Genomic DNA, 23846 nt, shown 5'->3' with positions numbered 1-23846 from the left:
TTTGTTCAGGTGATTTTTTTTGCCCATGTTATTTCCCTAGAAATAATGTTAACGGGTGCGACTGAACCGCACCCATATTGTCCTTACCAAGGTGTTTTACTTTCCCAGTCAGGATCAAATCCTGAACAGGCTTCAGCGGCTTTCAGATATTCAGCGTAGCTTTCTGCCAGCAAAATCGGCGGGACATCTTTAAGTTCTAACGTATGGCCGCTCCAGTAATAAATGGGTTCTTTGCTGAAATTTAAGTTGAGCAATACAGCCGGGATATTCTCTTCCGGCATATAGCTGCCACTGAATTCGATATTGACGTAGCACTTCAGGTTGGTGAAGTATTTATGGTAGTGGGTGAATGATCCCCCGTCTTGCACCGCACCGCGTTGATAACCCATCTTGGTTAAAACGCCACGTAAAGTGAACGTGTCTGTTACCCATCCTTTGCGATCGTTGATTTCATCCTGCGTTAAATTGACATCAGGGATTCTGTTTTCGATTTGAGAGAACAGGAACTTCACTTTGTAATCTTTGAAGTGGGCAAGCCAAGCCTGACAATCTGCATCACTGATGAGTGTTGCATGTGCGAGCTGAATCGATGAATCATCCAGTAAAGCAATTTCGTCATCGTCGAGGTTCAGCAGACAGCCATCATCAGAAGGGCGGAACTGATTGATCACTTCACCGTCTTTTATTTCCAGCCATACCAATTTCTCGATTAATTTATGCATGACCGGGTGAGCAAGAATGTACTCTTGCCAATCGCTGCTGAGCCATTGGCGCTGGGCACACATCGCTTCATAGAGGCGAACGGTCTGTAATTCGAGCACTTGTTTCAGTTCTTTCTTGCTGTTGGTGAACAGTTTTTTCGCCTCTTTGACCAGCCCTTCATCTTCGTTATTGCGTGGGGCCGGCAGAGCTTTGATCGCTTTGCCTTCCGGATTGAACAAGGCCAATTTCTGTTTGGCATCCAGACGGGCAGTAAATGTCCGCTCACCATATTCAAGAACCAATGTGCCGGTTTCATTCAATCCAGCGGCAGGAATGGTACGATCAGCCAGTTCATCGGCGGTCCAGCCATTGCGTTCTGCGATCTGAATAACCAATTCACGGGCTTTTTCCTGAATCGAAGCTGTGCGGTAACGGCGGGACAGGGAGAGCAAAAACTGAATAATCAGCGGGTCATTGTTGATGGATAGCGCTGCAACCATGGCTTCAATTTGGGCGCGGCGCTGATAATGGTCACGCATATAATTGCGCAGGACAGAAACGGCGACATGCCCTTCAATGCCACAGACCAGAGCCAGCATTCCCTTGTCACGGATCGCTGAGCCGAGATAACGGCGCAGAACTTCGTTTTTAATCTCCTCAACCACCTGTTCCAGCGTAATGTCTTTATATTGACCGTAGTATTCAGGATAACGTCTTGCTGAATGCTGATAACGGTTCAGACGGGAAGGCGCTTCACGCTGAGCTTCATCCATGGCCTCTTCCAATGACGGGCCTTTCAGATCCTGAGCGACGAAACTCTGTAGGATAAAATTGCCGAGCTTTTGTTGGCTGCCCAGCGACAACAAACTGATATAACGTTGCAATAATCCGTTACCCGACGGTACTTTCAATTTAACGGCAAGAACAACCCACCAACGGAAGATGTCGGGATCAACCGCCTCCCCGTTCTCCCAGGTTAATGCAGGAAGTGCCTCAAAGTTAAACCAGCTCAGGCTTGCCGGTATTTTTCCTTTCAGCCCTTTTTGTGCTTCTGCCAGTAATACTTTTGGCGACAGATATTCGGCAATATCTTCACCATATTGTTCTAATGCAGTGAGTAATGCAGCACGGACCGTTTCTTGTTTCTCTTTTTTCAGCAAAGCGTAAAGGTGGGGAAGGGAGGCGGATTTTTTCAGGCGAACCAACCATTCAATGGCGGTAATGCGGATATCCTGTTTGGTGGAGCTTAGCGCTTCCTGGGCGCTTTCATGGATATTCGACAGTGATTCCAGTAAATTCTGTGCAGAAACCCGATGGGTTTTATTGCTGCCCAGTGCCAATTCCATGATGCGGGGAATGAATTGTGCTGGTAATACCGGATATTTGGCCAGAACCTCAAGGGTATTCTCCAGACTAAATCCGTTATACCGGTTTCTTCTGTTATCTGGCATGAGCCCCAAGACTTCAGCAATATATTCTGGGTGTTGAGAATAGAATGGCCATATTTGTTCCGGATGGGGCAAAAGTTGCAATCCATGAGAGGATTCCAGGCAGAACTCCGCAGTGACTCTTGAGGCATCTTCAAAATGACATCGGGTCAACACATCTTCGATATGACGCAGTTCCAGACCATCAAGGATCCTTGTGGGGAAATCATTATTAAAATGGTAAGAATAGAAATACCTATTATGTTCACTGTTACTAGTCATCACGCGTACAGCATGGAATAAGGTAAATTCAGGCAGTGTTGCGATCCGGTTTTTGTGCTTGATGATTTCAAGTTCTTTGATATTCAAGCACCCTACATGACCATTGAGTTTGTCAATCAGGAAGCGGCATTTATTATCATTGAGTTTATTCTTCCATATTAAAGGTTAAAACCACCGACTTTAGTCGGTCAGCTTTAGCTGCGATACTGTGTTGCACGGGAGGTGCAACATGGATTACAGATATGGCAGCCACACGGTATTTAATATCGAATATCATTTTGTGTGGGTAACAAAATACAGGTACAAGGTGCTGACGGGTGAAGTCGGTATTCGGGTGCGAGAGTTAGTCCGTCAGATGTGTGAAACATTTGAAATCAGAATATTAAGTGGTGTCGTGAGCCAAGATCATGTTCACATATTGGTGAATAGTCCGCCGACATTAGCACCCTCAGAAATCATGAGGAGGCTGAAAGGGAGGACAGCGAATAAGTTGTTTGAGGAGTTTACTCATCTGAAAAAACGCTATTGGGGTCAGCATTTTTGGGGCAGAGGCTATTTTTGTGCCACGGTGGGTCAGTTAACAGAAGAAATGATTGAGGCTTATCTTGCCCACCATTTTGAACCGAACCCAAATGATAATTTCAAGATGGACGATTGACGCATCGTTCAGCCGATGCGTATCCGGACTTTCAGTCCGTTAATCACTAACCCACCGACTTTAGTCGGTGGTTGTTGAGTTAGCTCTTTATATTCACGTTGAGCCCAGTCAGACTTGTAATTATTGTGTTTATTGTTTTCTATTTCACGTTCGGCACGTTCTGCTGCTTTAGCCAATATTTCATGGAAATTGGCCACCAGGATCTCTTTGGCACTTTCCGGCAAAGGCGTATCTTTTAATGGTGTAAAAGGGGGAAGTTCTGCTTCTTCCCGAGTACTGGCTTCATCTAATACACTGAAACGCAATAAAGCATTTTCAATGCTTTTGATAACGGCTTTTCCTTTCTCAGTTTTCAGTGCTTCTTCCAGAAGTGCACGGTTTTCTCCCTGACGGGCGACAAGATCGGCGGCTTGCATGCGCTGTTTCGGCGTACCATGAAATAAAATATGGCTTAATTGTTGTTTAACAATGTAAGGAGGCAGTGTATTCAGGATAGGCTCTGCATCTTTGCATACAGATTTTTGTGGATGAGTTGCCAACAGCACAATCGCATCAGCAAAATGGTTACGCAATTTGCTATCGGTATTTAAGTATTTTATGAACTGCGATAATCCTTTTGCTGATAATTTTTCCACCAGTGACTGACGGACAAAATCCTGATGATTAAGTACAAATTCTTTAAAATCAGATAATTGATAAAGATTGTTCAGATTATCCATATGATAATCGTAGATATCTTGGCGATCAAATGCAGCGAAAAGTACGTATGCCCCTGATTTTTCTGTCTCCTTGTCGAGTATTTTGGCAATCAGTGCCATCGACCACCCGTTCCGTTGCTCTTCTTTGAAATTATGGTGGTTTTTATACGTGGTATAAAAGGCATCGATCAACAGATACAGTACCCAAGAGGGAACTTCGGGGGTAATGAGCTGAATATTTTTATCCTGACAAGCGGCGGCGAGTACTTTGGCAAAACGGGCTGCCTGTTCGATGGTGAACGCTTTTCCAACTTCGGTATATAAAGCGTGGCGGGCTTTCAATCCATTTTTCTTTAAGCTATCGTATTGCCCGGTATTCGCCCCAGACCAGTAGTGACCTAATGTGCCCGGATTATCAAATAAAGAGACTGCCTTATCTGCATCAACCTTCTTTAATTCATAAAGGAGTTCTGGATATTCACCCGTCATAACGTAATTTATTGTTTTCGTTGGTAACATTTCGTCAAAGAGTGAAAGGAGCAAGAGAGACTCATGCAGATATTTCTCTATTGCAGAAACATCTTTTTGTGCATAAATACGGTGAGCCTCAATGAGTTTTTTTTTCATGCCAGTTCCTTAAGCCATGTATGAATAAACAGCCTTATTTACCATGAAACAGGAAAACCGACAATTTTAATATTTTTTACGGAGTAAATTGATTTATATGGGTTTTATATAAAAACTGCATAATATTTTTTAAAACCTTACCAATGAATTTTATTTTTTAGTTTTATTTTTATTTTTTTATTTTTGTTAGCAAAAAACACTGATCATCAGTTTTTGCCGTCATCACAAAATAATTTATTTTCCATTGCTTTTAGGCCGATAATATACATATCCGATAATACGTTACATCCCTGTCCCTGACATCACTTCATAATGTTGTACAATTGATTTCTGAATTCTGGCCCGTACAGAACCCCGCCAACAGGTATTTGATAATCCAAGGCTTCATTGATTTTTGTGATCCATGCAGGGCCAAACCCGCCACACAGCTCGATAAACTGAACGTTTTCATCCTTAAGTTTTTTTGCCCAATGTATGACAGTACCGTCATTTTTTGCCGAAGGATCAAACCCAATTGTGATGACCTCACAATTGGCAGAGAATAATCATGTTATTTTCTGGGGAAACCCGGGAGAGAGATAAAAAACGCCCATTTACGCAGATTTGCCAGTGCCATATGTATACCTTTAAATTATCGGGTAATGTGATATCCCTGTTGGATTTCAACGTGTTTAGCTTATGAAAATCCCATCTATATTAGCCCCTTTTAAAGAGGTGATTTGTCTTTTATTGCTATAGCGGGTAAGGGTTTGGTTTCAGTCATTTATTCTCTTTGGTGAAATAAAATAGATTAACCAAATCAATTATATTAATGAATAGTTATTTATTTTCAATTTAGAGGCTGTCATGAATAATAACTAAATATTTTATTTGGCTATTTTTGAAAATGGAAATTATTTCTTACCTGCTTATTTTCATGCTTCCATAATCACACAATTGAGTTGAAGTTAACCTGTAGGCAGATACGGCTGCCTATAATATTGTGTGACTTAATTTATTCCAACACTCTGGGTTTCTTTATAGGTGGTAAAATAAAGTAATAAAAATTAAGAATGATTTCTTGATGAGATAATGAATAATAGTGTTGTGTATAATACACTACGTATTTTATGGTTTATTTTCCAAGGAAAATAAATCATAGTATCATTGAATAATGATACTATGATTTATTCATAACAGTAGTGCATAATATTTCTTGATATATCATTTTGTGAAACTTCAGGAAATAATCTCATTTTTTGAAATTTATATTGTTCGATAATGTGAGGTTACATATGATAGATAAAGGAAAATATATAGAGGATGTTAATGATGAAGTTACTGAATTTATTACAACACATACAGGACATGTTTCATTTAAAAATGGTTGGGGTGAAGATATTTCTTCTTTGACTGTACGCCATCGTCGAAGTAATGATCCTGGTGAGGAAGAAATAAAGGCTGTTTATAATATTCCTTCTGGAAAAGAAATAAAAGTAATGGATTTTACATACGAAACAGGAGCTGGATCATCATTTGATTATTGGTGGATAAAATTCATTACAAATTCTGGGAAAGAATATCAAATAAAAGACAATTTTTATTGTAGCGTTTCTTCCAGTGATGATGGTAATGTTAAATTGAGAGTTGATGGGGCTGATAAAAAATTATATGTAACATTCTCACATTCAAGTTCTTGTCAAGTTTCTATTTCTTCTAGTTAACTGACTTAGATTTTTCATAATAATATGTGAGGTTCCTGCCTCACATATTATGAGAGGTAATAATCATGCTTAAAGTTACAAAAGATATTTTTTCTGGACGAGAAAATCCAAGTTGGGTCATTCCAGAAGTATTAGCTAATGATATTTTAAATGAGATAGCAACGAATAAAAAATCTTTAAACTATGGGAAAGGGCCTTCAATTCTTGGTTATAAAGGGTTTATTGTAGAAATAATGGACCCATTAATTGCTAATTATTTTGATTTGCCAACAATATTTAGAGTTGATGATGGGGATGCTGAAGACGTTTCAGGTAGCCAGAATCTGGTTAAGCTCTTGATGGATGTTGTTGATAAATTTAATGTAAATAATTATGTTATAAATAATTATCGCCGATTGAGTGGAAGGCAATATATTCGTTCTCAATCTAATCAGGATGCAGTTGGAAAAGATAAAATTAAATCTGGCCTTCCTGTGATTACAGGTGTGAAATGTTGGGTTAATTTAGGTATTTTTAATGATCTATTTTGGAATTTTAATTCTGATATCATTAAATCTAACAATTGTTATTCTTATGCCGTTAATATTAGGGTGCCGGCAAGTTCTAGGATACCACACCCAGGTTATTGCCATACAGGCCGGGTGCCAGATGGTGACAGTGCTCTAATAGAGGGTGTCAAAAAAGATGGGTTAGTCTTTGCTAAACAAGATATGACGTGCCCAACGCAATCTAATGATCCAAATAATCCTGTATGGCTTGTCGCCTTAGTTTCTGGATATGTTGGTACAGATCAAGAATGGGATTATCATTGGTATAGAAAAGTATGGGAAGGAAATGAGTCCCAAAACTATTTTTGGGCACATAAATTAGGTAGTAGCCAAGTTAAACGTCTGGGGGATGGTGTAGAACCTGAAGCAGATGCTAAAAATCACGGATATAATAGATTTCATGGGTATTTTTTAGTACCCAACATGACTATTTGTGGGCCATATTAATAAAAGTGTTTTTTTATCATCGATACAATTATAGTCAGTAGCATTTTTATGGAAAAGTATCCTCCGATAAACAATGTGGCTTTGGCTAAATTACATTATTTTTAGATGGTATACTTGTTTAATTCCCCATTATACGAGTATTCCATTTCATGCATAATTAGAGGGTGAATAAATATAATTATCTATTTTTTGTTGTATTTAATCCTATATGGTGTGGGTGCTTAGTATTCATACCATATAGTATAGCCACATTGAGTGGAATTATTCCTGAATAGTGGGGAAGCTGTCTGGTTTCCGGTTTACTTATTGCCAGTAGTGGTTATGAGATGGTGTTTATGGTTAATATCGTCACTTATTTGCTGGCATCGGTATTAATCACCCCGTTACGCTTCCTCACCATACCTGAAAAGACGGTATCACGGGCTTTGGAATCGGTATGCTGTTGGTTGCCCCTTTTTATGTCTGCTGCCACCTTCCGTTGTCATCATTATATTCTACGGTTTGCCATTCACCGTATTGACCATCGTTCTCATATGGGAAAGGCGTTTGGCTTCTGGCAAGGCATAGATTTTATAAGGGCATAGATTTTATATAAGAAAATATTCACTACGGAAGGTGATACAAAATTCGGTAATTTAGCTCTGTAGTCAAAAATAAAACCGTGTAGCCAACAAAATGGCAACGTTCAGGGCGGCAGAGATAAATATTTTGAGGGTGTCTGAGCCTGGTTATAATTGAAAAAATAGGCACCTGAATATAGAGTGAATACGGGTTGTCCTAAATTTCACACTTCATATAGGATCAGAGGGTAAACGCATTTCGGCAAATATGCACATGGCAAACTAACGCAAAAAGTGATGGGTTGGTTTTCCTGTCACGTCAATATTCATACCTGCTTTTCTGGTTAATAACGGTAATTTACCGTCACTTCTCTAAATTGCACAATTAAAAATAAACACTATATTAATTAATGTAATTTTTAATTGAAAAATTATATTTTAACAAATAATTATCAAATGCAATTTTGTGGTTGGGTAATGCTGAATTTGTCCTGTTAATTCAAATAGATCCTGCTGTTTTAAGTAGAACCTGTTGGTTCAGGCAGAGCTTATTAGTTTAAGTGGAATCGATTAGTTCAAGTAGAAATAGTGTAAGGAAAATATCATGAAAGTATTGATAGCGAAAAATGAAGTAGGTACACAATATCATAATCACTATATCGAAAATGCAGTGCAGCGGTTAGCAGATAAATTAGTCGAGAAAGAGGTGGATGTTGTTATTGCAGATTCGATTGATGATAGCTATACGATAATTTCAGCCAATGAACCGTTTGATTGTTTAATGGTAAGTTGTGCTCTGATGGATGATGATTTATGCCTCAGTATACAACGATTATTGAACAAATTATCTGAGCGTCAGGAAAATGTTCCTGTCTTTTTATTAAGTGATAGGGAAAAAACCATATTTTTGCTGAGCCATGAGTTGTTAGAGCAATTGGCTGAATTCGCATGGATATTGGAAGATTCGGCCGATTTTATTGCAGGGCGGGCGATTGCGGCAATGCACCGTTATCGTCGGCAATTGTTGCCACCTTTAATGTCAGCGTTGATGAAATACAGCAAAATCTATGAGTATTCTTGGGCAGCACCCGGGCATCAGGGAGGCGTCGGGTTTAATAAAACACCCGTAGGCCGTTTGTATCATGATTATTATGGCGAGAATCTTTTCCGTACGGATATGGGAATTGAACGGGCTTCATTGGGATCACTGCTGGACCACTCCGGCGCATTCGGTGAAAGTGAAAAGTATGCCGCCCAAGTCTTTGGGGCAGATCATTCGTATTCAGTTGTCGTCGGCACATCGGGATCTAACCGGACAATTATGCAGGCCTGCATGACGGAAAATGATGTCGTCATCATTGACCGGAATTGCCATAAATCCATTGAGCAGGGATTAATCCTGACAGGGGCGAAACCCGTTTATATGCTGCCGAGCCGCAACCGCTATGGCATTATTGGTCCAATCTATCCGCAAGAAATGCAGGTTAAAACACTCCGGAAAAAGTTGGAACAGAACCCGTTGACCAAAGGCATGGCGAAACAGAAACCGGCCTACAGTGTTGTGACGAACTGTACTTATGATGGCGTTTGCTATAACGCCAAGCAGGTACAGGAGTTATTGGATAAAAGTGTTGATCGGATTCATTTTGATGAAGCATGGTATGGTTATGCGCGTTTTAACCCGATTTACCATGATCATTACGCCATGCGGGGAAAGCCTGAACACCACTCAGGGCCGACAGTTTTTGCCACGCATTCGTCCCATAAATTGCTGAATGCTTTATCACAAGCCTCTTTCATTCATGTGCGGGACGGACGCAATCCTGTTGATTTCTCAAGGTTTAACCAAGCCTACATGATGCACGCAACAACATCTCCCCTTTATGCGATATGTGCCTCAAATGACATTGCGGTTTCTATGATGGACGGCAATAGCGGTTACTCCCTGACTCAGGAAGTGATTGAGGAAGCCGTTGATTTTCGGCAAGCACTGGGGCGTTTGCACCGGGAGTTTGTTAAAGAGGGGAGCTGGTTCTTTAAGCCTTGGAATCAGGAACAAGTGATCGATCCTGCAACGGGTAAGAAATTTGCTTTTGAAGATGCACCAAGAGAATTGCTGACGAAAGAACAAAGCTGTTGGGCCATGGCGCCGGGAGACAGTTGGCATGGTTTTGAGGATTTGCCGGAAAACTGGAGTATGCTCGATCCGATTAAGGTCAGTATATTAGCTCCGGGGATGGGTCAAAATGGCAAATTGCAGAAACAGGGAGTACCGGCAGCATTGGTCACGGCGTGGTTAAGCCAGCATGGTATTGTCCCGACCCGTACGACGGATTTCCAGATTATGTTCCTGTTCTCTATGGGAATAACCAAGGGAAAATGGGGAACATTACTCAATACCTTACTTTCTTTCAAACATCATTATGATGCCAATACACCGCTGAGCAAGGTATTGCCAGATCTGGTGACCCAGTATCCGGGGGTTTACGGCCATTTAGGTTTGAAAGACTTGGGTGACAAGATGTTTGATTATTTACGTCAGGATAATCCGGGCGATAAATTGAACCATGCCTATGCGGAATTACCTGAAATGGCGATGATTCCCCGGGATGCCTATCAAGCCATTGTTGCCAATCATGTTGAGATGGTGGCTCTTGAACATCTTCCCCACCGGATTGCTGCGAATTCAATCATTCCGTATCCACCGGGTATTCCGATGTTATTGTCGGGAGAAAATTTCGGCGATAAGACCAGTCCGCAAATAGGTTACCTGAATGCGTTGCAAAGATGGGATCATGAATTTCCGGGTTTTGAGCACGAAACAGAAGGTGCTGAAATTATCAACGGTATTTATCACGTTATGTGTATAAAAAAGTGAAAGCGGGAAGATGAATTATGGCTACAGTCTCAGAGACGAAAAAAGTCGGATTGATCCCTGTGACACTGATGGTTGCGGGTAACATTATGGGATCTGGCGTTTTTCTCCTGCCTGCCAGTCTGGCATCAACAGGAGGCATCGCCATTCTTGGTTGGTTGGTCACTATCATTGGTGCAGTGGGATTATCAATTGTGTATGCCAAGATGTCTTCACTTGATGATAGCCCGGGGGGATCGTATGCCTATGCCCGACGCGCTTTTGGGCCATTTTTGGGCTATCAGACCAACATGTTGTATTGGCTGGCCTGTTGGATCGGAAATATCGCGATGGTCGTGATTGGTGTCGGTTATTTGAGTTACTTTTTCCCGATATTGAAAGATCCCGTTATTCTGACCATTACGTGTACTGCTATCCTGTGGGTATTTGTTTTCTTGAATATCATTGGGCCACATGTCATTACCCGGGTGCAGGCAGTCGCAACCACACTTGCGTTGATTCCCATTGTGGCAACGGCAGTATTTGGTTGGTTCTGGTTCAATGGCAAAACTTACATGGATGCGTGGAATGTGAGTGGATTGAACACATTTGGTGCGATTCAAAGTATTTTAAACGTCACATTGTGGTCTTTTATCGGAGTTGAAAGTGCTTCAGTGGCTGCGGGCGTGGTTAAAGATCCCAAACGTAATGTACCGATTGCAACTATTGGTGGTGTGCTGATTGCAGCTGTTTGTTACATCCTGTCCAGCAGTGTCATCATGGGAATGATCCCAAATGCGGCATTGAAAATATCCTCCTCACCATTTGGTGATGCAGCCAGATTGGCATTGGGAGACACGGCGGGTGCGGTGGTTGCTTTTTGTGCGGCGGCAGGCTGTTTGGGATCATTGGGAGGGTGGACTTTGCTGGCCGGCCAGACAGCGAAAGCAGCGGCTGATGACGGGCTGTTTCCTGCTATTTTTGCCAAAGTGAATAAAGCAGGAACGCCGGTTGCCGGATTGTTGATCCTGGGTGTTCTGATGACGATTTTCCAACTCAGCAGCATCTCGCCAAATGCCGCAAAAGAGTTCGGGTTAGTTTCTTCGGTTTCAGTAATCTTTACCCTGATACCTTATTTATATACCTGTGCAGCGTTATTGCTGATTGGTCACGGCCACCTTGGGCAAGAGAAAATGCGATACGTTGTCGTTACATTTATCGCGTTTGTTTACTGTATCTGGGCTGTTTTGGGTACAGGAGCAAAAGAAGTGGTATGGACATTGATTGCAATGATGATTATTACTGCAATGTATACGTTTAATTACAATACAAAACACCCGGTGCCTTTTCCATTGGACAAAAAAGAGTAAGGTTTTTTTATAAGACAGGAAAATATAGGGTGCTGGTATTACAGCACCTTTTTTCTTTTAGTGTTTATCCTAAGAGTGAAGGCATGTCAATTTCATGGAAAAAATAGATAGGGGGAGAAACCCGTTAATCTATTTTTGGTGTAGGCGAATGATAGTTTTGGATATCTTATAATACTACCGCCGTATTCCAGCATATGACATGATAGCGTTTCTTCTCTTCTTCGTATTAGGTGAGTTGCCAGGAGTACTCACCGGTTCACGTTTACATGACCTTGATGACCTTTGGAGCCTATCCACTCAATGTCGTTAACAATGTAGGTACTTAGCGATATTGTTATCCGTTTTTTTGTCATTTTTTTGTGAACGTACACCGCCAGTTCATGACTCTTACACTCGTGTTCCTCATAACCCCCGTTTTCCTGCTGTACTCGTCTCTGTTTTCTTGTCTTCGCGCTACATCTTGAAATGCATTGGATATAGGTGTTAGATAACTCACAGTAAGTTGGCTGGATTTCAATATACTAATGAAATCAGAATAACTGGGTATTTCAGTGATAGGAGCGTGCATATGTACAAAACTATTTTAGTTCCAGTTGATATTTCAGAAGAAGACTTAACCAACAAGGCCGTCAACTGTGCGCTTAATATCGCCAGAGAAACGGGAGCAAAACTCCATTTTTTGCATGTGTTGCCTATTTCATCAGCGATTATTAATGCCTATGCATTAGGCTATATGGAGATTAAAGATAAAGCGACTATCAAAGCGGAAAAAGAACTGAAAAAATTGACTGATTCCATAGACTTACCGAATGGCAACATTTCCTATTCAATTGCGTTTGGCTCACCCAGAGACGAAATCACTTCGACGGCGGATGAAATCGAAGCCGACTTAATTGTTATTGGCTCCAGACGGCCTAATATCACGACTCATTTGTTAGGCTCCAACTCTGCCGGTGTTGTCAGATACGCAAAAATATCGGTATTGGTAGTACGGTAACTATCACGGCCTGTATTTTCAGTTTATTGATTTTTAAGGTTTTTTTTGTGATTATTTGTTTTTAGCATCCAATAAGCGAGCAGTCATTGCAGGGGAGTCTTATGTATAACACGATTTTAGTTCCAGTTGATATTTCAGAAGATCCATTAACCGATAATGCGATTAAGCATGCGGAGTATTTGGCAAAAATATCAAATGCAAAGATCCATTTATTTCACGCTGTGCCTGATATTTCAAGATTTTCAGTGAGTTATAGCTATCATTATGATTTACTGAATGCTTTTGCTAAAAAAGCCATTGCAAACTCTGAAGAGGAACTTAAAAAAGTCATAGAAAAAATCGACTTACCTGAAAGCCGGTTATCATTTTCTGTCGCTTTTGGTTCTCCACGAGACAAAGTGTTATCTACGGCTCGCGAAATTGGTGCTGATTTAATTGTTGTTGGCTCACGTAGGCCGGATATTTCAACTCATTTATTAGGATCAAATGCATCAGGCATTGTAGGGTATGCCAATATTTCAGTTTTAGTTGTGCGATAATGAATTTTATTCCACTTACTGTTATATATCTATCGTGATTTGAATTTCAGGTGGGTAGCAAGGGAATGCTACTCAGTAACTCAATATAAAAAATGGTATAAACGATATAAATTGTATGGCTAAGGCTAAATTCTTAAAATTTAATAATGAGAGAAATAAAATGAGTTAATCAGAAAAGGAATTCAGCGTGATATCTAACTGGTTTTTCCCTGCGATAATAACCTGAATTTGTAAATTATTTTCTGAGCTGTTGGTGGTTATGACAGTCACTTCTTCATTCCCTGAATATTTCTTTACAACATCCTGCAACTCTTGCTCAAGTTGTTTGATTTTAGTGCTAATGGTCATTTATCCCAACAAATTAAAGTGAATATTAAAAATCTGGCTTAATGTTACCTAAAGAATTTTAGCTCAATAGTTTAATAAGCGTGATATTTCACTGCTTAATGAACTCATAGATATTCATTTTTCTACCTGAGAAATTAACATCTATTTTAACAAGTAATCAATTTAAGGTATTCAACTGATTAATTGAACGAATGATTTGTTTTGACTAAATAAAATAGATAAATTGCTCTATTTTTAGATATACCCTATATATTTCAAGATGTGTCGCGGCGGCAAGAGAATGATAAATTCGTCGGGAATGAATTTGAACAGCCAAAGGTCGAGAGGCAGGAACCTCTCATCATCCCCGGGTGCATAGATAACCGTGTGTTTATAAAAATGGTGACCGGAGTGAATGAACGCAGCCAACAAAGAGGCAATTTGAAAGACGACGGGTATATAAGTGGAATTTGTCGCGAACCATTAACCGTTATTGGATAATGGTCCGCTTTACAGTTTTGCATAAGGAGAAAGTCAGCCTCGGCTAGTCTGAAAACGAATTCAGTGTGATATCTAACTGTTTTTTTCCGGCTATAATCACTTGGATTTGTAAATTACTCTCTGAATTGTTTCGGGTAATAACGGTGACTTCTTCATCTCCTGAATATTTTTTTACAACTTCCAGCAGTTCTTGCTCAAGCTGTTCGATTCTTGTTTTAATGCTCATTTATTAAAATACATTCAGTTAATGTTTAAATTTGGTTTTATAATACCCAAATGAAAAAAAATCGATAGTTTAATAAACGTAATGTTTTTGTGTTTAAAGCTTGAATAAAAAAGCTATGGAGTGGTTCAGGTTGTGTTAATGTTGATAAAATCAATGAATTAATTTTATGGAATTTATGAAGAAAAATATAAGAAATAATATCTGCTATTTCATTTTATGGCATTGTCAGGCAGGATAATAACTGGATTTTATACAAAAAGTAAATGGGTATGATTTTGGATAGTAAAATTGCTCAATGGGCGAAATATCTTTTGGTTTTAATCGCTGTATCTTTTAATGCATGGAGTGCCCCCTCTAATTTTGAACAAGCAAAAATGGAATCGAGAAAAAATGTCTACGAAGGACCAACCAAGTCAGGAATAGGAACGCTATATTGTGGGTGTGACTGGCAATGGGTTGGCAAGAGTGGCGGACGTACTGATTTGGCATCTTGTGGTTATCGGGCCAGGTCACAGCAAACAAGGGCTGAACGAATTGAATGGGAACATATGGTGCCGGCTTGGGTATTCGGGCATCAGCGTCAGTGTTGGCAAAATGGTGGAAGAAAAAACTGTGTTGATACTGACCCTGTATTTCGCATGATAGAGTCGGATATGCATAATCTGGCGCCGTCAATTGGTGAGGTCAACGGGGATCGCAGTAATTTTGGTTACGGGATGGTAGTCAGAAGTACACCGAATATGTATGGCGCCTGTAGCAGTAAGGTTGATTTTAAATCGCGTTTGTTTGAACCGCGCGACAGTGTGAAAGGGATAGTGGCGAGAGTCTATTTTTATATGCATGACCGCTATAATTTGTCGATGTCTCGTCAGCAACAACAATTGATGATGGCGTGGGATCGGCAATTTCCCGTGAGTGCCTGGGAGCGTGAGAGAGATAACAAAATTGCCCGGATCATGGGGCATCATAACCCATTTGTAACCGGCAGCAAGAAGTGGGAGTTGGGGCATAAAAACTCAGGCCAGGGTTTGGTCACAGAAAAAAAATCGCCGGCGCAGAATAGACTGAGTAATGAGAATAATCCGCTGGCAGTTCAAAGAAGTGCATCAAAAAAGGGGCATGATGAGAGGATCAAAGGCAATAAAACTAGTCAGATTTACCATTTTGAGCATTGCTCTGGTTATAAGACCGTAGCAGATAAAAACGCAATTTATTTTCGCTCTGAGGCAGAAGCCAGGAAGGAAGGATATCGTTTGGCAGGTAATTGCAAAAAATAATTGAGGAAGCAGACTTATCGGCTTTTTATAACGACATCATTGTATATTGTCAGTAAAAAGTTAAAAAGTATTTCAGTAAAGTTTAACTTTCGACCTTGTCTCAAATAAAAAATTGTCATTATACTGACATAGTAGTCCGTTAATTTACATCAGTGAAAGCGGAAGATTATGAGGAATGTTAATGGCAGAAACTGAAATGACATTCTCGATTGGGACCGGCGCTTGGGATCATGGCACAAATAGAAAAGTGCTTGTCTCTGCGTCGGTTTTTTTATGGGCATAATGAGCTTAAAAGGGAGCTCCTACCTGTTCGATATATAGACTGAACTTTTCAGATTATTGCCTGAAAAATGACAGATATATCACTCAGTTATTCTATCGAAGATAGAACACCGCAAATATGAGAAAACGACAAGGTGGATGACTATGGGTAGACAAAAAGCAGTGACCAGAGCACGCCGTGAAGTGAGAAGAATGCTAAAAAAAGACATGAAGCAATCTCGTTATCAGCATCCTGATAATGTCACTTCATTTGGTACAGATAGGAGGAATAGAAGCTATTGGAATGGCCCGCGAAAACAAGGATACCAGTGAAATAATTCCGCGTACTGAAGCCCAGTATCGTTATATGAGGGCGATTAATAATAAGCAATTGATTATTGCTGATGGTGAAGCTGGATGTGGTAAAACATACATCAGTGCAGCCATGGCCGCTGACGCACTGATCAATAAAGAAGTTGATAAAATTATTGTGACTCGTCCGGTGCTACAGGCTGAAGAAGATCTTGGCTTTCTTCCGGGAGACATGTCAGAGAAGTTTGCTCCTTACTTTCGTCCTGTCTACGACGTGTTGCTAAAACGGATGGGGGCTTCATTTTTGCAATATTGTCTGCGCCCTGAAATCGGCAAAGTTGAAATTGCCCCTTTTGCCTATATGCGGGGGAGAACATTTGAAAATGCGTTTGTGATCTTAGATGAAGCACAAAACGTCACTATCAATCAGATGAAAATGTTCCTGACCCGTTTGGGAGAAAATATCACAGTCATTGTGAATGGTGATATCAGCCAGTGTGATCTGCCGGAGAATATCACATCTGGTTTGGCCGATGTATTGGAACGATTTTACGATGATGACACCGTGAGTGTGGTTCGTTTTTCTCCGCAAGATTGTGTACGTTCTGCACTGTGTCAGAAAGCGTTATTGGCATATAGCTGATAGTCAACCAATGTGGAAGCACGGAGCACGTTGGCATAGATAAACAGCCGTCACGGTGTCCTTAAATATACCTTTACTTTTCATCTTATAACGGAAATTGGATTTCAATTTCCGTTCCACTTTTCTTATGTTTTTTAATTTTCATTTGCCCTGACATCAGAGATACTCGTTCCTGCATAATTACCAGTCCAAATTGTTCTCGTTCTGACAATGTCTGGGGAATACCACAGCCATTGTCACTAATTACCGTAATGATTTTTTTCCCGACAGGATAAATGCGAATGCTGATCCAGCTTGCTGAGGCATATTTATAACAATTATTTAAAGCTTCCCGAATAATTTGTACCAAATGCCGGGCATGACCGACAGGGATTATTTGATGGGTGATCCGATAATGAAATTCAATATTGAATCCCAGCCGTTGGTTAAATTCTTTGATAAGATCATTCAGTGAATCCTGCAAATTGTGGTGGCTTTTTTTTGTCCGCAATGAGAACAGCATTTTTCTGACTTGTTGGCCTGCGATATCTAACTCTTCCTTGATCATTTTTAAGGAAAGCAATCCCTGCCGTGAAAATTTATCAGTACGAAAGTGTAAGTTATTAATCTGAATCTTTAGAAAGATAAATGATTGTGCGACGGTGTCATGCAAATCTCTGGCAATAGCCTTTCTCTCATCTTTGAGGCGTTGTTGGATTTGTTGGCGCATGGCATTTTTCAAAGACAAATGTTTTGCGAGGGCATCGGCAACAGATTGTATTAAATTTCGTTCACGAGCAGACAGCGCCTGCCCCTGATGGATAGTGATTTGGATCATACCGTGGAAACTGTGCCTATCATGTAAATCCCATTTCAGCGTCCGTGTGAGGTGAGTATCCGATGTATTCTCTGGGTACTGAAAGTGGTACTTCTTTTGTGGGTGATAAAGTATGATCCTGACTTCATTAAAAGGAATTAACTGATTAAGTTGAAAGAATACGTGATAAAAATTATCAAATAATGAAGTGTTAAGACTGAGTTGAGAATGAACAGCGATGAGAAAACGGAGATAATGCTTTTCCTGTTTTAAGAGGGTTATTTTTCTCTGCTCCTTGCTGGGAAAAAGCATGATGCGGAACGAAATCACGTTCGATTTATGAAGTAAGACAAGTAAATAGATAATATTCAGTACATTAAATGTCATCCACAGTTTTTCAATGAGTGAAAGTGGGGTGCTGAATCCTAAAAACAGAAACACAAAAAAATCGATAATGACTGCCGCACCACACAGCCCGCCTATTGAAATGACTGGATTGCTAAAAAAGGTTTTCATCAGTTAAACAATCCTCTTGCTGCCCTGATCAAAACCTTAGCCTAATTAGTTAAAAAAGGTTAATTATCACCTGATTTTCATTCCGGCCGTTGTCATTAAGACACGAAATAACGTGGAAACGGCATATAACGCAAGTACACTGCAAAACCAGATGGTTACCATCCAACCCAGACGTTTCCATAGCGGTGAGTGCAGTGGGGTTGATTCAGTGGTAACCTTGTTCATGGTTGATTTTTCCTCGGAAGACATAATAACTCCAAAAGGTATAAGTCAGAATAATCGGGATGATGAACAAAGCGCCGACCAACATAAAGCCTAATGATTGAGGTGGAGACGCAGCTTCTTCGTAGCTAATGAAAGGCGGAATGATATTCGGCCAAATACTGATGCCCAATCCGCTGAAGCCCATAAAAATCAGTAATAATGCGGTTAAAAATGGCGTGTAGTGGCTTGAGTTAAAGTTAGCGTTTGATAACTGCCAGCTCGCCCACAGAATCAATAATGGTACGGGCATGAAGAAAAACAGATTTGGCAAACTAAACCAGCGCTCTGCAATTGTTGGGTGAGCGAGTGGTGTCCAGATACTGATAATGATAATAATGGCAAGCATCAATAGCGCCAGGGGGCGCAAAACACGATACATTCGTTGTTGCAAATGGCCTTCGGTTTTCATTACCAGCCAGCCGCAACCCAATAAGGCATAAGCAACGACAAGACCAAATCCACAAAAAAGAGGGAAAGGGGCCAACCAATCAAAATCGTGACCGACATACACACGACCCTCGACAGGAAACCCTTCAATGACCGCACCCACAACAAGGCCCTGCATAAAGGTGGCAAGCATGGAGCCGCCAATGAATGCCTTGTCCCAAAAATGTTGATGTTTTGGTGCAGCCTTGAAACGGAACTCAAAAGCGACGCCGCGGAATATAAGCCCCAACAGCATGATAGTGAGCGGAATTGCCAGTGCATCCAGAATAACGGCATAAGCCAAAGGAAATGCACCAAATAATCCTGCCCCTCCCAATACTAACCAGGTTTCATTTCCATCCCAGACCGGCGCTACAGAATTCATCATTAAATCACGGTCTGCCTGCCCCTTGACCGCCGGATACAAAATACCGATGCCGAGGTCAAAGCCATCCATGACGATATACATCATGATACTGAATATGATGATCAGAAACCAAATAAGAGGAAGATCAATACCCATTTGCTGACTCCTTATCAGGGGATTGAGACAGGCCGTTGCGGATAAGTTTTATCATATAGGCATAACCGACCCCGAAAACGGCACCATAGACAACAAAGAAAATAAGCAGGCTAATGCTCATGTGCATTTCGCCATGTGCAGATACCGCATCTTTGGTGCGCATAAGCCCATAAACAACCCAAGGCTGGCGGCCGATTTCTGTCGTGAACCAACCAGCCAAAATCGCAATCAGGCCAGAGGGTGCCATGAGCAGCATAAAACGGAGAAAAATCCGGTTTTCATAAAGACGTTTTTTATGACGCAACCACAATCCCCAGAACCCGGCAAAGATCATCAATATTCCCAGCCCCACCATGACGCGAAATGACCAGAACACCATCAAGACATTAGGGCGATCTTCTGGTGCAAACTCTTTCAGCGCCGGAACCTGTTTATCCAGACTGTGTGTCAGGATCAGGCTGGCAAGATAGGGAATTTTGACAGCATATTGTGTTTCTTCGGCAGCTTGGTCAGGAATGCCAAACAAAATCAATGGGGTGGCTTCACCGGGGGTGTTTTCCCAGTGACCTTCCATAGCGGCAATTTTGGCCGGTTGGTGTTTCAGTGTATTTATCCCATGTGAATCGCCAATCAGTGCTTGTAACGGAGCAATAATCAGGATCATCCACATCGCCATGGACAGCATTTTTTTCATCGCTGATGAATGATTGCCTTTCAATAAATGCCAGGCGGCAGACGCTGCAACAAAGAAAGCGGAGGAGAGAAAGGCCGCTGTGCCCATGTGCAAAAGGCGATAAGGAAAAGATGGATTGAAAATGACTGCAAGCCAATCAACCGGGACAATCTGATTGTCGATGATTTCATGGCCTTGTGGTGTCTGCATCCAGCTATTGGAGGCCAATATCCAGAATGTAGAAATCAGGGTGCCGAGCGCTACCATGCAGGTAGCAAAAAAGTGCAGCCTTTCGCCAACCCGGTTCAAACCAAACAGCATAACGCCAAGAAACCCGGCTTCAAGGAAAAAAGCTGTCAGGACTTCATAAACCAACAAAGGGCCTGTGATAGAACCGGCAAAATCAGAAAAAAAGCTCCAGTTAGTGCCGAACTGATAAGCCATGACTAAACCAGAAACGACGCCCATACCAAAGTTGACAGCGAAAATTTTTGACCAGAAATGGTATAACGTTTTGTAGTCTGTATTACGTGTCTTTAGCCACAAGCCTTCCAGTACGGCGAGAAAGCTGGCCAGGCCTATTGTAATGGCGGGGAAAATAATGTGGAAAGAGACTGTGAATGCAAATTGTATCCTTGCAAGCTCAAAGGCATTTAACCCAAACATAGTGACCTCTTATTTGAACTTTATTGGGTATCCGGATAAGCGAACTGAGAAGATAGGGGCAAGTAAAACATAGGTTGTCAGACTGTAATAGTTACAATTTGTTAAAAATCATATATAACAGTTAGTCTTTTTATTAATAGGCCAAATCGTGTTCAAATCTATTTTTATAAACATACCTGATGAATAAACACTCAGTTCATTTTGAGGTAATATTATGAAAAATAAAAGAGTTAGTGATTTTTTCTTCTTTATCAGAGAAAGGGGAGAAGAGGGAATTTTAAATATTTTAAAGCTCAAGGTAGAATGTAAGCACAAAGCATAACAGTTATAATTTTATTGTTGATAAATATAACAATTTTAATAAAGGTCTGACATATGACACGTTACGAACAGTTGGCTGGCATGATCCGCCAACAAATAGAGGATGATATCTGGCAAGCGGGTGACAGGCTACCCTCATTGCGGGAATCTGTGAAGTCGTCAGGGCTGAGTTTGATGACGGTGTTGCAGGCTTACCAATTGCTGGAAAGTCAGGGATGGATCATCGCTCGCCCTCAATCCGGATATTATGTCGCTGCCCGTTTAAAACCCTTTGCTTCGGCAAAAGGAGGGAAAGGGTTGAATTTAAGTGAAAATGTTGAGATCAGCGCTTCTATTTTTGATGTGTTGCAGGCCTGCAAAGATCCACAAATTATCCCTTTTGGTTCAGCATTTCCCGATCCTTCTTTGCTGGCAGAACCCAAATTGTCGAAAATACTGGCTTCTGTTGCCCGCCGCTTTGTTCCACACAGTGCACTGGCAAATCTGCCACCCGGGAATGAAAAATTACGGCGCAATATTTCTCGTCGTTACGCTTCCCACGGTATTCACGTTTCACCGGATGAAATCGTCATTACTGCGGGAGCGATGGAATCGCTGAGTTTCAGTTTGCAATCCGTCACTTCCCCGGGGGATTGGGTCGTGATTGAATCCCCCGCGTTTTATGGTGCATTGCAGGCGATAGAACGGCTGCGCTTGAAAGCCATCGCGATTAAAACAGATCCATATACCGGCATTGATTTGGATTCTCTGGAAGAGATAGTGCAAAAATACCCGATAAAAGCCTGCTGGCTGATGTCGCGTTTCCAAAATCCTCTATGCAGCACAATGCCTTCTGAGAATAAGCAGAGATTGGTCGAAATCTTGAATCAAAACCAAATTGCGCTGATTGAAGATGATGTCTATGGCGAGTTGTATTTTGAGCAAGAGCCGCCTGCGCCCATAAAAGCATGGGATACAAAAAATAATTTCATGCACTGTTCGTCATTTTCAAAATGCCTTGCCCCCGGATATCGGGTAGGTTGGGTTGCGGCGGGGCGACATGCAAAGAAAATCCAGCAATTGCAAATGACGAGTACCGTTTCAGCCAGTATTCCAACACAATTGGCGATCGCGGATTACTTGGCGCAGGGAGGGTACGATAATCATTTGCGGCGGCTCAGGCATCAATTGGAACAGCGGCAAAACCAGATGTTGAAGGCGATCAGTGAATATTTTCCTCCCTCAGTGAAAGTCAACAAAGCCTGTGGGGGGTATTTTCTTTGGCTGGAGTTTGAACCACCTTTCAGTAGTAGCCGGCTTTATCAGATGGCGCTGGCTAAAAATATCAGTATCGCGCCGGGGAGCATGTTTTCCACCAGTTCCCAGTTTGATCATGCCTTTCGCCTGAATGCTTCGTTTGCTTGGAATGAAACTCAAGCTTCGGCGATGAAAGATTTGGGGAATATGTGTTATATGCTTTTAAATGAGTGAGGTTGGAAAACACTTGGCAGGGCTGGGAATGAAAGGCGGACGTTAGTACAACTGAACCCAGCTGCCACTTTTACGGGTACAGTAGAAAAAATGCAGGAAGACTGGATTGTAAACTGAAAAATAGACTTGTGCATCACAGAGGAGATGACAATGATATTGTATGAATTAGACAGCACTTTAGAATCAAATGGAGATGTTATTGATATCAATGACTCTAAAGGGCGTATATCATCTTACTTTATTTGGAATAACGGAAAGCATGACTTTCTTCATTTTATGAAACCGCGTTGTCAGCCAAAGAAAATATAAAATTAGAAAACAAGGTTTTTTCATTTAAGTATCGTATTTGAAACTATCCAGAAAGATAGAACTTATTAATCATCCTATTGTAAAAGGCCAAAAGATCATGAAAATCTTTTAGCCTTATTTATGTAATGGAAAATGAATGTTATTGATAATAATTTTCTTTTAAAAGAGATAGGGAGGTTGCATAGTCATTCCTTTGGTTATAGATAAATATCATTTTTTAAAAACATGATGAATATATTGAAAGATATGGGAAAAACATCAGAATCATGGATGATACCTTTAATGGAAAATTTATATTAACTGCCAGAATATATGAGTCATGCGTTAAAAAAAGTAAATTGTCATCCGTATAAAGAGGGGGAGTTTTTTTATTGTGTTTATATCAGTCAAGCGAGTAGCCAGTTCCTGTGCTTTTTTGGGAAATGTGGCATAAGAAATTGCTGAACTTCAGAGAATTGGGTCATTTGAAGCCGAAAGTTCTCAACCGGAACCCTCTGGTATCGGGTCATCAATTTCAGGGCAAAGAAGTTCAGGCACTGTTCAAAACCCTTCACAAGAGCAACCAGAAAGCCAATTTTCTCCTTCTATAGCATCAAGCTTTTACGGTACGCTGGCGCCAAGCTCACTTTCGTCGCATATGCCCGCAATCACCTTTAGGATCTCCATCAGGTTCTAATTGATATAGTGCAGCCCTCTGAACTGCTTTTTCACTTGTCTTATCAGGAATAATGCTATTAATTCTCATTTGCTGGTAAAACCATTGCTGCCATCCGGGCAAATTTCAGGCCATGCAATCAAACCATTCTCATCGAGCATGGACAAAATCGGTTAAATATCTTCCAACTGTCTCCAGAGAGGGTAATGAAACCCTTTCTTCATCGTGTTAACTTGAAATACTAAGGGGATATTGGGTAATCAGTCAC

At 40.9% G+C, this 23846-nt stretch carries 18 protein-coding genes and 2 pseudogenes; 11 read left to right on the top strand and 9 right to left on the bottom strand.

Translation table 11 applies throughout. From position 1 onward, the window contains the following. Positions 1–83 precede the first annotated feature (83 nt). Positions 84–2561, bottom strand: a pseudogene (locus Xsze_RS17395) (DUF4132 domain-containing protein); the annotation flags it as partial. A gap of 79 nt (positions 2562–2640) precedes the next feature. On the opposite strand from Xsze_RS17395, the gene tnpA reads away from it, so the two are divergent. Next, entirely contained in the window at positions 2641–3069 is a 429-nt protein-coding gene (gene tnpA, locus Xsze_RS17390) for an IS200/IS605 family transposase (RefSeq protein ID WP_099138059.1), read from the top strand. 8 nt (positions 3070–3077) lie between these two features. Here tnpA and Xsze_RS17385 read toward each other — a convergent pair whose 3' ends face one another. Next, positions 3078–4394, bottom strand: a complete 1317-nt coding sequence (locus tag Xsze_RS17385) for a hypothetical protein (RefSeq protein WP_099138060.1) — start codon at positions 4392–4394, stop codon at positions 3078–3080. Between the two features lie 302 nt (positions 4395–4696). After that, positions 4697–4909, bottom strand: a complete 213-nt coding sequence (locus tag Xsze_RS23380; protein WP_407078827.1) for a DUF6506 family protein — start codon at positions 4907–4909, stop codon at positions 4697–4699. Positions 4910–5668: 759 nt separating this feature from the next. Here Xsze_RS23380 and Xsze_RS17375 point away from each other — a divergent pair. From Xsze_RS17375 to Xsze_RS17345, 7 genes are all read left to right on the top strand, one after another. Next, positions 5669–6097, top strand: a complete 429-nt coding sequence (locus Xsze_RS17375) for a hypothetical protein (protein WP_051462292.1) — start codon at positions 5669–5671, stop codon at positions 6095–6097. Between the two features lie 65 nt (positions 6098–6162). Beyond that, complete coding sequence (locus Xsze_RS17370; RefSeq protein ID WP_038234767.1) at positions 6163–7092, top strand: hypothetical protein; 930 nt, start codon at positions 6163–6165, stop codon at positions 7090–7092. Positions 7093–7427: 335 nt separating this feature from the next. After that, positions 7428–7676: a hypothetical protein gene (locus Xsze_RS17365; RefSeq protein ID WP_038234769.1), complete on the top strand. Its 249-nt coding sequence runs from the start codon at positions 7428–7430 to the stop codon at positions 7674–7676. Positions 7677–8256: 580 nt separating this feature from the next. Next, on the top strand, positions 8257–10530 hold the full coding sequence (gene adiA / locus Xsze_RS17360) for an arginine decarboxylase (protein ID WP_038234771.1): 2274 nt from the start codon (positions 8257–8259) through the stop codon (positions 10528–10530). 17 nt (positions 10531–10547) lie between these two features. After that, the gene (adiC, locus tag Xsze_RS17355) at positions 10548–11876 is read left to right on the top strand and encodes an arginine/agmatine antiporter (protein ID WP_038234773.1); all 1329 of its coding nucleotides are present in this window, start codon (positions 10548–10550) and stop codon (positions 11874–11876) included. A gap of 568 nt (positions 11877–12444) precedes the next feature. Further along, positions 12445–12873 (top strand): universal stress protein, encoded by a 429-nt coding sequence (locus Xsze_RS17350; RefSeq protein ID WP_038234776.1) that lies wholly within the window; start codon positions 12445–12447, stop codon positions 12871–12873. 101 nt (positions 12874–12974) lie between these two features. Beyond that, the gene (locus Xsze_RS17345; RefSeq protein WP_038234779.1) at positions 12975–13412 is read left to right on the top strand and encodes a universal stress protein; all 438 of its coding nucleotides are present in this window, start codon (positions 12975–12977) and stop codon (positions 13410–13412) included. Positions 13413–13577: 165 nt separating this feature from the next. On the opposite strand, the gene Xsze_RS17340 is transcribed toward Xsze_RS17345, so the two are convergent. Both Xsze_RS17340 and Xsze_RS17335 read right to left on the bottom strand, forming a co-directional pair. Continuing rightward, positions 13578–13760 (bottom strand): hypothetical protein, encoded by a 183-nt coding sequence (locus Xsze_RS17340; protein ID WP_038234781.1) that lies wholly within the window; start codon positions 13758–13760, stop codon positions 13578–13580. 523 nt (positions 13761–14283) lie between these two features. Further along, positions 14284–14466 (bottom strand): hypothetical protein, encoded by a 183-nt coding sequence (locus Xsze_RS17335; protein ID WP_038234783.1) that lies wholly within the window; start codon positions 14464–14466, stop codon positions 14284–14286. 287 nt (positions 14467–14753) lie between these two features. On the opposite strand from Xsze_RS17335, the gene Xsze_RS17330 reads away from it, so the two are divergent. Beyond that, complete coding sequence (locus tag Xsze_RS17330; RefSeq protein WP_408909180.1) at positions 14754–15743, top strand: endonuclease; 990 nt, start codon at positions 14754–14756, stop codon at positions 15741–15743. Between the two features lie 426 nt (positions 15744–16169). Further along, a pseudogene (phoH, locus tag Xsze_RS17325) lies at positions 16170–16959 on the top strand (phosphate starvation-inducible protein PhoH). Between the two features lie 85 nt (positions 16960–17044). Here phoH and Xsze_RS17320 read toward each other — a convergent pair. The 4 genes from Xsze_RS17320 to Xsze_RS17305 form a co-directional block, all read right to left on the bottom strand. Further along, positions 17045–18271: an ATP-binding protein gene (locus Xsze_RS17320; RefSeq protein WP_038234785.1), complete on the bottom strand. Its 1227-nt coding sequence runs from the start codon at positions 18269–18271 to the stop codon at positions 17045–17047. A 66-nt stretch (positions 18272–18337) separates the two neighbouring features. After that, positions 18338–18496, bottom strand: coding sequence for a DUF2474 domain-containing protein (locus tag Xsze_RS17315; RefSeq protein ID WP_071991740.1), 159 nt, complete (start codon positions 18494–18496; stop codon positions 18338–18340). Beyond that, positions 18477–19484, bottom strand: a complete 1008-nt coding sequence (cydB, locus tag Xsze_RS17310) for a cytochrome d ubiquinol oxidase subunit II (protein WP_038234787.1) — start codon at positions 19482–19484, stop codon at positions 18477–18479. The genes Xsze_RS17315 and cydB overlap by 20 nt, the downstream gene beginning before the upstream one ends. Further along, the gene (locus tag Xsze_RS17305) at positions 19474–20823 is read right to left on the bottom strand and encodes a cytochrome ubiquinol oxidase subunit I (RefSeq protein ID WP_099138064.1); all 1350 of its coding nucleotides are present in this window, start codon (positions 20821–20823) and stop codon (positions 19474–19476) included. The genes cydB and Xsze_RS17305 overlap by 11 nt, the downstream gene beginning before the upstream one ends. A gap of 375 nt (positions 20824–21198) precedes the next feature. Here Xsze_RS17305 and Xsze_RS17300 point away from each other — a divergent pair, with 375 nt between their 5' ends. Next, positions 21199–22614: an aminotransferase-like domain-containing protein gene (locus tag Xsze_RS17300; RefSeq protein ID WP_038234789.1), complete on the top strand. Its 1416-nt coding sequence runs from the start codon at positions 21199–21201 to the stop codon at positions 22612–22614. Positions 22615–23846 lie beyond the last annotated feature (1232 nt).

Source organism: Xenorhabdus szentirmaii DSM 16338, assembly GCF_002632585.1.
GTDB lineage: Bacteria > Pseudomonadota > Gammaproteobacteria > Enterobacterales > Enterobacteriaceae > Xenorhabdus > Xenorhabdus szentirmaii.
Note: the sequence above shows the minus strand (reverse complement) of the source record. Positions and strands in the feature narration are given on the sequence as shown.

Excerpts from the sequence above, each read along its gene's own strand:
- Xsze_RS17365 (WP_038234769.1), top strand. The coding sequence starts at position 7,428 with ATGGTTAATATCGTCACTTATTTGCTGGCATCGGTATTAATCACCCCG.
- tnpA (WP_099138059.1), top strand. The coding sequence starts at position 2,641 with ATGGATTACAGATATGGCAGCCACACGGTATTTAATATCGAATATCAT.
- Xsze_RS17320 (WP_038234785.1), bottom strand. The coding sequence starts at position 18,271 with ATGAAAACCTTTTTTAGCAATCCAGTCATTTCAATAGGCGGGCTGTGT.
- Xsze_RS17315 (WP_071991740.1), bottom strand. The coding sequence starts at position 18,496 with ATGAACAAGGTTACCACTGAATCAACCCCACTGCACTCACCGCTATGG.
- cydB (WP_038234787.1), bottom strand. The coding sequence starts at position 19,484 with ATGGGTATTGATCTTCCTCTTATTTGGTTTCTGATCATCATATTCAGT.
- Xsze_RS17375 (WP_051462292.1), top strand. The coding sequence starts at position 5,669 with ATGATAGATAAAGGAAAATATATAGAGGATGTTAATGATGAAGTTACT.
- Xsze_RS17385 (WP_099138060.1), bottom strand. The coding sequence starts at position 4,394 with ATGAAAAAAAAACTCATTGAGGCTCACCGTATTTATGCACAAAAAGAT.
- Xsze_RS17335 (WP_038234783.1), bottom strand. The coding sequence starts at position 14,466 with ATGAGCATTAAAACAAGAATCGAACAGCTTGAGCAAGAACTGCTGGAA.
- Xsze_RS17305 (WP_099138064.1), bottom strand. The coding sequence starts at position 20,823 with ATGTTTGGGTTAAATGCCTTTGAGCTTGCAAGGATACAATTTGCATTC.
- Xsze_RS17340 (WP_038234781.1), bottom strand. The coding sequence starts at position 13,760 with ATGACCATTAGCACTAAAATCAAACAACTTGAGCAAGAGTTGCAGGAT.
- Xsze_RS17370 (WP_038234767.1), top strand. The coding sequence starts at position 6,163 with ATGCTTAAAGTTACAAAAGATATTTTTTCTGGACGAGAAAATCCAAGT.
- Xsze_RS17300 (WP_038234789.1), top strand. The coding sequence starts at position 21,199 with ATGACACGTTACGAACAGTTGGCTGGCATGATCCGCCAACAAATAGAG.
- Xsze_RS17350 (WP_038234776.1), top strand. The coding sequence starts at position 12,445 with ATGTACAAAACTATTTTAGTTCCAGTTGATATTTCAGAAGAAGACTTA.
- adiC (WP_038234773.1), top strand. The coding sequence starts at position 10,548 with ATGGCTACAGTCTCAGAGACGAAAAAAGTCGGATTGATCCCTGTGACA.
- Xsze_RS17345 (WP_038234779.1), top strand. The coding sequence starts at position 12,975 with ATGTATAACACGATTTTAGTTCCAGTTGATATTTCAGAAGATCCATTA.
- adiA (WP_038234771.1), top strand. The coding sequence starts at position 8,257 with ATGAAAGTATTGATAGCGAAAAATGAAGTAGGTACACAATATCATAAT.